This is a genomic window from Stenotrophomonas sp. RIT309, from assembly GCF_000632045.1.
Taxonomy (GTDB): domain Bacteria; phylum Pseudomonadota; class Gammaproteobacteria; order Xanthomonadales; family Xanthomonadaceae; genus Stenotrophomonas; species Stenotrophomonas indicatrix.
This window is the reverse complement of sequence record NZ_JFYS01000034.1, coordinates 259,709-268,242: the sequence shown is the minus strand read 5'-3', so window position 1 is coordinate 268,242 and position 8,534 is coordinate 259,709. Positions and strand designations below refer to the sequence as shown.

At 66.5% G+C, this 8,534-nt stretch carries 8 protein-coding genes; 2 read left to right on the top strand and 6 right to left on the bottom strand.

Features of this window, described 5'->3' with window-relative positions; genetic code table 11:
- Positions 1–145 precede the first annotated feature (145 nt).
- The 5 genes from BW38_RS04130 to ahpC form a co-directional block, all read right to left on the bottom strand.
- The gene (locus BW38_RS04130) at positions 146–1,102 is read right to left on the bottom strand and encodes a transaldolase (protein ID WP_032977493.1); all 957 of its coding nucleotides are present in this window, start codon (positions 1,100–1,102) and stop codon (positions 146–148) included.
- A gap of 58 nt (positions 1,103–1,160) precedes the next feature.
- Positions 1,161–1,565: a nucleoside diphosphate kinase regulator gene (gene rnk, locus BW38_RS04135; RefSeq protein ID WP_025877946.1), complete on the bottom strand. Its 405-nt coding sequence runs from the start codon at positions 1,563–1,565 to the stop codon at positions 1,161–1,163.
- Between the two features lie 123 nt (positions 1,566–1,688).
- Positions 1,689–2,654 carry a LysR substrate-binding domain-containing protein gene (locus tag BW38_RS04140; RefSeq protein ID WP_025877947.1) on the bottom strand — a complete coding sequence of 322 codons (966 nt, stop codon included), beginning with the start codon at positions 2,652–2,654 and terminating at the stop codon, positions 1,689–1,691.
- Between the two features lie 80 nt (positions 2,655–2,734).
- The gene (gene ahpF / locus BW38_RS04145; protein ID WP_032977491.1) at positions 2,735–4,327 is read right to left on the bottom strand and encodes an alkyl hydroperoxide reductase subunit F; all 1,593 of its coding nucleotides are present in this window, start codon (positions 4,325–4,327) and stop codon (positions 2,735–2,737) included.
- A 214-nt stretch (positions 4,328–4,541) separates the two neighbouring features.
- A complete protein-coding gene (gene ahpC / locus BW38_RS04150; protein WP_025877950.1) occupies positions 4,542–5,105 on the bottom strand; it encodes an alkyl hydroperoxide reductase subunit C in 564 nt (187 codons plus the stop codon).
- Positions 5,106–5,411: 306 nt separating this feature from the next.
- Here ahpC and prmC point away from each other — a divergent pair, with 306 nt between their 5' ends.
- Both prmC and pip read left to right on the top strand, forming a co-directional pair.
- On the top strand, positions 5,412–6,269 hold the full coding sequence (gene prmC / locus BW38_RS04155; RefSeq protein ID WP_032977489.1) for a peptide chain release factor N(5)-glutamine methyltransferase: 858 nt from the start codon (positions 5,412–5,414) through the stop codon (positions 6,267–6,269).
- A gap of 49 nt (positions 6,270–6,318) precedes the next feature.
- On the top strand, positions 6,319–7,260 hold the full coding sequence (gene pip, locus BW38_RS04160) for a prolyl aminopeptidase (protein ID WP_032977488.1): 942 nt from the start codon (positions 6,319–6,321) through the stop codon (positions 7,258–7,260).
- Between the two features lie 376 nt (positions 7,261–7,636).
- On the opposite strand, the gene BW38_RS04165 is transcribed toward pip, so the two are convergent.
- Positions 7,637–8,521: a LysR family transcriptional regulator gene (locus BW38_RS04165; protein WP_032977486.1), complete on the bottom strand. Its 885-nt coding sequence runs from the start codon at positions 8,519–8,521 to the stop codon at positions 7,637–7,639.
- Between the last annotated feature and the right edge of the window lie 13 nt (positions 8,522–8,534).

Genomic DNA, 8,534 nt, shown 5'->3' with positions numbered 1-8,534 from the left:
CCGCCGCATGGATGCGGCGGCCAAGCCTCCAGGGACGGATTCACGGCGTCCCCCGCGAACCCAACCCGCCCGACCCAGCGCGGCTGTTGCTTCATGCAGTTCGCGACCAAGCCCCCGCCACGAGGGGCTCAGCCGTTGGCTGGAATCACAGTTCCGAGCGAATGCGCTCGCGCAGCGCCTGCAGATCCTTGGCAAACGCATCGATACCGGTCGCCAGCTTCTCGGTCGCCATCGGATCGGCGGCCAGGTCGGCTGCGAACTTCGCCGCGTCGATCGGCGTCACCTGCACCGCTTCAGCGGCACCGGCCACCAGCTTGCGCGGCAGCGCGCCGTGGTCGGCGTCGAGCTTCTCCAGCAGGTCCGGCGAAATGGTCAGGCGGTCGCAGCCGGCCAGCGCTTCGATCTGCGCGGTCGAACGGAACGAGGCGCCCATCACCACGGTCGGCGAACCGCGGCGCTTGAATTCGGCATACACCCCACGCACGAACACCACGCCCGGGTCCTCGTCGATGTTCGCCGGGGTCTGGCCGTTGGCCACGTACCAGTCCAGGATGCGGCCGACGAACGGCGAGATCAGGAACGCACCGGCTTCGCTGCAGGCCAGCGCCTGGGTGGGGTTGAAGATCAGGGTCAGGTTGCAGTCGATGCCTTCGGCCTGCAGCACGCGCGCGGCTTCCACGCCTTCCCAGGTCGCAGCGATCTTGATCAGGATCTTCTCGCGCGGCACGCCGGCATCGGCGTACATCTGGATGAACTGGCGGGCCTTGGCCACGGTCGCGGCGGTGTCGTGGGCCTGGTCGGCATCCACTTCGGTGGAGACGCGGCCCGGTACCAGCGTGCTCAGCAGCGCACCGACGCCGATGGTCAGGCGGTCGGCCACGGCGTGCACCACGGCCTCGCGGTCGCCGCCCTGCTGGCGGCCCCAGGCCAGTTCGCGTTCGATCAGTTCCGCATAGACCGGCAGGTCCAGCGCCTTCTTCACCAGGGTCGGATTGGTGGTGCAGTCCACCGGCTGCAGGCGCTTGATCGCCTCGTAGTCACCGGTATCGGCAACGACCACGGACAGTTCGCGCAGCTGGGACAGTTTGGACGGGGTACTCATTACGGCTCCTGGTGCGGGGATTGCAGGGAAACTGATCGCGCGCGGTTCGCAGCGCAGGTCAGGGACGGTCGTTGTGGACCGCGCTCACGCGCAGCCGCAGCTTGCGGCCGCCCGGGGCGGTCCAGTCGATGCTCTGGCCAACGGCCAGGCCAAGCAGGGCGCTGCCGACGGGCGCCAGCACGGACACCTTGCCTTCATCGACATTGGCTTCGCGGGGGAAGACCAGGGTCAGGACATGCTTCTCGCCCGACACTTCATCTTCGCACTCCACGCGCGAATGCATCATGACGATGCCTTCGGGAATCTGGTCTGGCGGCAACACGGTTGCGCGGTTGAGCTCGTCGGCAAGCGTGCGCGCGGCCGGCGTCTGGCTGTGTGCCGGGGATTCGAGCATGGCGTCCAGGCGGTCCATGTCGAGGGTGGAAACAGTGATCGACGGCGGAAGGCCGCTGGCGGTGTTCATGGTGACGCTCCTTGGTTGAAAGCCATGCAAAAGGCGGCACCTGCTGGCGCCGCCTGACTGTATTGTGGGGACAAATGCGGCCGGAATCGACTCCCGCCGGTTTCGATGCCCGGCTGCGGTGTCTCAGCCGTTCAGCACCGGCGTGGGCGGGGTGGCAGCATCGCCGCTTGGCGGGGCCAGCGCCTCCAGCGTGAACAGCGCATCGGGCAGGCGCTTGAACTGCTCGGCCAGCTCCATCAGGAACTCGTTCATTGCCGAGCTGCGGCGCCAGATCATGGCAATGCGACGGCTGGGACGGCCCTCGCCGACGAAGTCGAGCAGGCGGATGTTGTTCGAGCGCGGCACCGGCGGCTGTACCGACAGGCTGGGCAGCAGGGTGATGCCCACGTCGGCGGCGACCATCTGTCGCAGCGTTTCCAGGCTGGTAGCGCGGAATTCGGATTTTTCGTTGGCGCCGAACAGTCGACAGACTTCCAGCGCCTGGTCACGCAGGCAGTGGCCGTCTTCCAGCAGCAGCAGCTTCTGCGTGGCCAGTTCCTGTACGTCCAGATGCTCGCGCGTGGCCAGCGGGTGGCGGCCGGACACGGCCAGCAGGAACGGTTCCTCGAACAGGAATTCGGCGTGCAGCTGGTCGTCGATCACCGGCAGTGCCAACAGCGCGGCATCGAGCCTGCCTTCGCGCAGGCGCTCCAGCAGCACATCGCTCTTTTCCTCCACCAGCAGCAGTTCCAGCTCGGGGAAGCGCGTGCGGATGCGCGGAATCACGTGCGGTAGCAGGTATGGGCCGAGGGTGGGGAAGATCCCCAGGCGCACCGTGCCCGCTTCGGGATCGCGGCTGCGTCGCGCCGCTTCTTTCAGCTGCTCCACTTCGGCCACGATCACCCGTGCCCGCGCGGCCGCTTCGTGGCCGGCGGGGGTCAACATCACCTTGCGCGGTGCGCGTTCCACCAGCGGCAGGCCCAGTTCCTCTTCCAGCTTGCGGATCTGGGTCGACAGCGTGGGCTGGCTGACGAAGCAGGAGGCGGCGGCCCGGCCGAAGTGCTTGTGATCGGCCAGGGCCACCAGGTATTTCAGGTCACGCAGGTTCATCCTCAGACCTCTCGGGGTACTGCACCGGCAGGGCGTGCCCAGCCGGTTGATGGTGCTCCCGATGGCCTGGGAACGTTGGATCAGGCCGCTTCGGCCACCGCACCGCTGCTCTTGGGAACCGAGGAGCGGATCAGGTGATCGAAAGCGCTCAGTGCGGCGGTCGAACCGGCGCCCATCGCGATGATGATCTGCTTGTAGGGTACCGTCGTGCAATCGCCCGCGGCGAACACACCCGGCAGATTGGTCTGCCCGCGGTCATCGATGACGATCTCGCCACGCGGCGAAAGGGCCACGGTGTCCTTCAGCCATTCGGTGTTCGGCAGCAGGCCGATCTGCACGAAGATGCCTTCCAGTTCGACGCGATGGGAGTCGCCGCCGACACGGTCCTTGTAGACCAGGCCGGTGACGCGGCTGCCGTCGCCCAGCACTTCGGTGGTCTGTGCGCTGGTCAGCACGGTGACATTGGCCAGGCTGCGCAGCTTCTTCTGCAGTACTTCGTCGGCACGCAGGCTGGAATCGAACTCCAGCAGGGTCACATGCGACACGATGCCGGCCAGATCGATGGCCGCTTCAACGCCGGAATTGCCGCCGCCGATCACCGCCACGCGCTTGCCCTTGAACAGCGGGCCGTCGCAGTGCGGGCAGTACGCCACGCCCTTGTTGCGGTACTGGTCTTCGCCGGGCACGTTCATCTGCCGCCAGCGCGCGCCAGTGGACAGGATCACCGAGCGCGACTTCAACACCGCGCCGTTTTCCAGCTGCACCTGCACCAGGCCGTCTTCGCCGGCGGGCACCAGTGCACTGGCGCGCTGCAGGTCCATGATGTCGACCTCGTACTCGCGCACGTGCTGTTCCAGCGCCGTGGCCAGCTTCGGGCCCTCGGTCTCCTTCACCGAAATGAAGTTCTCGATCGCCATGGTGTCCAGCACCTGGCCACCGAAACGCTCGGCGGCGATGCCGGTACGGATGCCCTTGCGCGCGGCATAGATCGCCGCAGCGGCGCCGGCCGGGCCACCACCGACCACCAGCACGTCGAAGGCGACCTTGGCGGCGATCTTCTCGGCATCGCGCTTGCTGGCGTTGGTGTCCAGCTTGGCCACGATCTGCTCCAGGGTCATGCGGCCCTGGTCGAACACCGCGCCGTTGAGGTAGACGGTCGGCACCGACATGATCTCGCGCTGCTCGACTTCCTCCTGGAACAGCGCGCCGTCGATGGCCACGTGCTGGATGCGCGGGTTGAGCACCGCGGCCAGGTTCAGTGCCTGCACCACGTCCGGGCAGTTCTGGCAGGACAGCGAGAAATAGGTTTCAAAGCGGTAGTCGCCTTCCAGGTTCTGCACCTGCTCGATCAGCTCGGCAGTAGCCTTGGACGGATGCCCGCCGACCTGCAGCAGGGCCAGCACCAGCGAAGTGAACTCGTGGCCCATCGGCAGGCCGGCGAAGGTCAGGTGGATGTCCTGGCCCGGCGTGCCCAGGTCGAAGGACGGCACGCGGCCCTGGCCGTCGCGCAGCACCTGCAGCGAGATCTTGTCCGACAGGCTTTCCAGGGTCTGCAGCAGTTCCAGCATCTCCTGCGACTTGGCACCGTCGTCGGCATGCGCGGTGATCTGGATCGGGCGGGTCACGCGCTCCAGATAGGTCTTCAGCTGCGACTGCAGGTTGGCGTCCAACATGGTCTTCTCCTGGCTTCAGGCAAAACGGGGGCGTGGCACCGCTGTAGAAGGTAGCGGACCAGCGAGGGGGTAGGGGTGAACCCAAGAGGGCAGCGCGTACCTGTGGAAGGGGCGATGCGGGCGCGGCCGTCTTGGGTTCACCCCCACGCCGGCGATGTGGCCGGCACGGGGATGGGCGCACCGCAGCGTGGGGCTGCGGCAGGCCGGTGCTGCTTTAGATCTTGCCGACCAGGTCCAGCGACGGGGTCAGGGTCTTCTCGCCTTCCTTCCACTTGGCCGGGCAGACCTGGTTCGGGTTGGCGGCGGTGAACTGGGCAGCCTTCAGCTTGCGCAGGGTCTCGGAGACGTCACGGGCGATCTCGTTGGAGTGGATCTCCAGGGTCTTGATCACGCCTTCCGGGTTGATGATGAAGGTGCCGCGCAGGGCCAGGCCTTCTTCTTCGATGTGCACGCCGAAAGCGCGGGTCAGCTGGTGGGTCGGGTCGCCGACCAGCGGGAACTGGGCCTTGCCCACGGCCGGCGAGGTTTCGTGCCAGACCTTGTGCGAGAAGTGGGTGTCGGTGGTGACGATGTAGACCTCGGCGCCGGCCTTCTTGAATTCGGCGTAATGGTCAGCGGCGTCTTCGATCTCGGTCGGGCAGTTGAAGGTGAAGGCTGCCGGCATGAAGATCAGGACCGACCACTGGCCCTTCAGGGTGCTGTCGGAGACCTTGATGAACTCGCCATTCAGGTAAGCGTTGGCTTCGAACGGCTGGATCTGGGTGTTGATCAGGGACATCGTTTTTCCTCTGGGTGAAGGGGAGTGGGTGAATCGACAGGACCTAGGTTACTGGTTCCATTTCGATAAGGACAATGCATTGATTACATCTATTTGATAGATGCAGTCTATTGATGTGCGCTGAGCCGGCAATGAATCAAGGCACCTGCATCCTGCAACCCGCTGTATGACAAGGGAAATCACCATCGGCTGCAGAAACCGGTCGATAGGTCTCTCATATCCCACCGCAGCGAATCCCGCCCCAGCGAACCTGAACGGTATCCAGACTCTACAATTGCGGGCCCACCGCCCGCGCCAGTGCCTGCCATGCCCGCCGATTCCGAACCGTCCCTGCGCCAGGTCGTGGCCGACGCCAGCGGCCGCCTGGGGGGCGTAGAGGCCCGTCATGAAGCGGAGCTGCTGCTGCTGCATGTGCTGCAGCGACCGCGCAGCTGGTTGTTCGCGCACGCCACCGATCCACTGCCCGCCGCCGAGCGGGCCGCGTTCGAGGCCTTGCTGCGCCGGCGCCTGGCTGGCGAACCGGTGGCCTACCTGACCGGCCGCCGTGGTTTCTGGACCCTCGATCTGGAAGTCGGCCCCGCCACCCTGATTCCGCGCCCGGAAACCGAACTGCTGGTGGACCTGGCGCTGGAGCGCCTGCCGCCGGACCGTGCACTGCGGTTGGCCGATCTTGGCACCGGCAGCGGCGCGATTGCCTTGGCCCTGGCCAGCGAACGACCGCAGGCGCAGGTGCTGGCCACCGACACCAGTTCCGCTGCGCTGGCGGTGGCGGCCCGCAACGCCGCGCGCCACGAGCTGGGCAACGTGCGTTTTGCCCAAGGTGGTCACGACTGGTACGCGCCGCTGCACGGTGAACGCTTCGACCTGATCGCCAGCAATCCTCCCTATATCGCCAGCGACGACCCGCACCTGCAACAGGGCGACCTGCGCTTCGAGCCGGCCACGGCGCTGGCCTCGGGCGTTGATGGGCTGGACGACATCCGTCGCATCATCGTCGGCGGCGGCGACCACCTGCAGCCCGGCGGCTGGCTGCTGATCGAGCACGGCTGGGACCAGGGCGATGCCATCGGCGCGCTGTTCGAGCAGGCCGGCTACATCGACGTGCAGACCGTGCAGGACCTGGAGCAGCGCGACCGGGTCACCCTGGGCCGGCGACCGGCCTAGAATGGGGGTTCTCCTGCCAAGGGCAGGGCACCACCACGGAGCTGCAAGCATGCGTACGCTGTACCCCGCCATCACCCCTTACGACGTCGGCACCCTGAAGGTCGACGACCGCCACACGCTGTACTTCGAACAGTGCGGCAACCCGGACGGCAAGCCGGTGGTGATGCTGCATGGTGGGCCCGGCGGTGGCTGCAGCGACAAGATGCGCCAGTTCCACGACCCGGCCAAGTACCGCATCATCCTGTTCGACCAGCGCGGTGCCGGTCGTTCCACCCCGCACGCCGATCTGGTGGACAACACCACCTGGGACCTGGTGGCCGACATCGAGAAGCTGCGCGAGCACCTCAAGGTCGATCGCTGGCAGGTGTTCGGTGGCAGCTGGGGCTCGACCCTGGCGCTGGCCTATGCGCAGACCCATCCGCAGCGCGTGACCGAACTGGTGCTGCGCGGCATCTTCATGCTGCGCCGCTGGGAGCTGGAATGGTTCTACCAGGAAGGCGCCAACCGCCTGTTCCCGGATGCGTGGGAGCACTACCTCAAGCCGATTCCGGCGGTGGAACGCCACGACCTGATTTCCGCCTTCCATCGCCGCCTGACCAGCGAAGACGAAGCAACGCGCCTGGACGCGGCCAAGGCCTGGGCGGTGTGGGAAGGCGCGACCAGCTTCCTGCACGTGGACGACGACTTCATCAACAGCCATGAAGACCCGCACTTCGCGCTGGCATTTGCCCGCATCGAGAACCACTACTTCGTCAACGGTGGTTTCTTCGAGGTGGAAGACCAGCTGCTGCGCGACGCGCACCGCATCGCCGACATCCCGGGCGTGATCGTGCACGGCCGCTACGACGTGGTCTGTCCGCTGGCCAATGCCTGGGACCTGACCAAGGTGTGGCCGAAGGCGAAGCTGGAGATCACCCCGGCCTCGGGGCATTCGGCGTTCGAAGCCGAGAACGTCGACGCGCTGGTGCGTGCCACCGATAGTTTCGCCTGATCGGGTGGTGGTAGTGCCGGCCGCTGGCCGGCAACGCCTTACCGGTAGCGCCGGGCCATGCCCGGCGGCTTTTGCGTTGAAACGCTCATCCACGCATGGCGTGGATCTACTACGGCCCAGCCTGGCTGCTTTTGCATTGAAACGTTCATCCACGCATGGCGTGGATCTGCCACGGCCCAGCCTGGCTGCTTTTGCATTGAAACGCTCATCCACGCATGGCGTGGATCTACCACGGCCCAGTAGAGCCAGGCCATGCCTGGCTGCTTTTGCGTTGAAACGCTCATCCACGCATGGCGTGGATCTACCACGGCCCGGTAGCGCCGGGCCATGCCCGGCGGCTTTTGCGTTGAAACGCTCATCCACGCATGGCGTGGATCTACCAATCCCCGGCCAACAACGCTTCGGCCAGCACCTGAAGTTTCGGTGAGTGCTGGCGCGAGGGCGGGTAGATCAACGACAGCGCGCGGCTGCGGCCTTCAAACGGCTGCAGCACGCGCTGCAGGCGGCCATCGGCCAACGCGTCGGCCACCGCGAAATCCATCACCTGCACGATGCCGATGCCCGCAATCGCTGCCTCCACCAACGGGTCGCCGCAGTCAAACACCATCCGCGTCGGCGGCGTGACCTCGCGCAGCTGCCCGTCCTGCAGGAACTGCCAGTCCACCAGCCGGCCGCTGCGCAGGTTGCGCACCGCCAGGCAGGCATGGTTCTGCAATGCCGCCACATCGGCCGGCTCACCCTGCGCGGCCAGGTAGGCCGGGCTGGCCACGGTCACCCAGCGCAGTGGCTTCAACGGACGCGCCACCATGCGCTGGTCGGCGATGGTGCCGGTGCGCAGGGCGGCGTCGAAGCCTTCCTCCACCAGATCCACCAGGCGGTCGCTGAGCACCGCTTCCACCTGCAGCTGCGGATGCTGCTGCAGCAACGGTCCCAGCAACGGCACCAACACCTTGCGCCCGAACATCGACGGAGCGCTGATCTTCAACGTGCCCGATGGCGTGCAGGGGCGGTCGGCCAGCAGCCGCTCGGCGTCTTCCATCCCGCACAGCAACGGTCCCACCTGCTCGACGAACTGCTGGCCATCCGGGGTCAGCGCGACATTGCGCGTATTCCGTTGCAGCAGCTTTACCCCCAGCGAGGCTTCCAGCCGGCCGATCGCGCGTGACAGCCCGGACTGGCTCAAGCCGAGCTGGCCGGCGGCGACGGTGAAGCTGCGCGCCTCAGCCACCTGCACCAGCATGCGCACCGCGTTGAGGTCCATCGAGGATCCATTC

What these genes read in the sequence shown, in the direction of transcription:
- ahpF (WP_032977491.1), bottom strand. Translation starts at nt 4,327, where the DNA reads ATGTTGGACGCCAACCTGCAGTCGCAGCTGAAGACCTATCTGGAGCGC.
- pip (WP_032977488.1), top strand. Translation starts at nt 6,319, where the DNA reads ATGCGTACGCTGTACCCCGCCATCACCCCTTACGACGTCGGCACCCTG.
- BW38_RS04165 (WP_032977486.1), bottom strand. Translation starts at nt 8,521, where the DNA reads ATGGACCTCAACGCGGTGCGCATGCTGGTGCAGGTGGCTGAGGCGCGC.
- BW38_RS04130 (WP_032977493.1), bottom strand. Translation starts at nt 1,102, where the DNA reads ATGAGTACCCCGTCCAAACTGTCCCAGCTGCGCGAACTGTCCGTGGTC.
- BW38_RS04140 (WP_025877947.1), bottom strand. Translation starts at nt 2,654, where the DNA reads ATGAACCTGCGTGACCTGAAATACCTGGTGGCCCTGGCCGATCACAAG.
- prmC (WP_032977489.1), top strand. Translation starts at nt 5,412, where the DNA reads ATGCCCGCCGATTCCGAACCGTCCCTGCGCCAGGTCGTGGCCGACGCC.
- rnk (WP_025877946.1), bottom strand. Translation starts at nt 1,565, where the DNA reads ATGAACACCGCCAGCGGCCTTCCGCCGTCGATCACTGTTTCCACCCTC.
- ahpC (WP_025877950.1), bottom strand. Translation starts at nt 5,105, where the DNA reads ATGTCCCTGATCAACACCCAGATCCAGCCGTTCGAAGCCAACGCTTAC.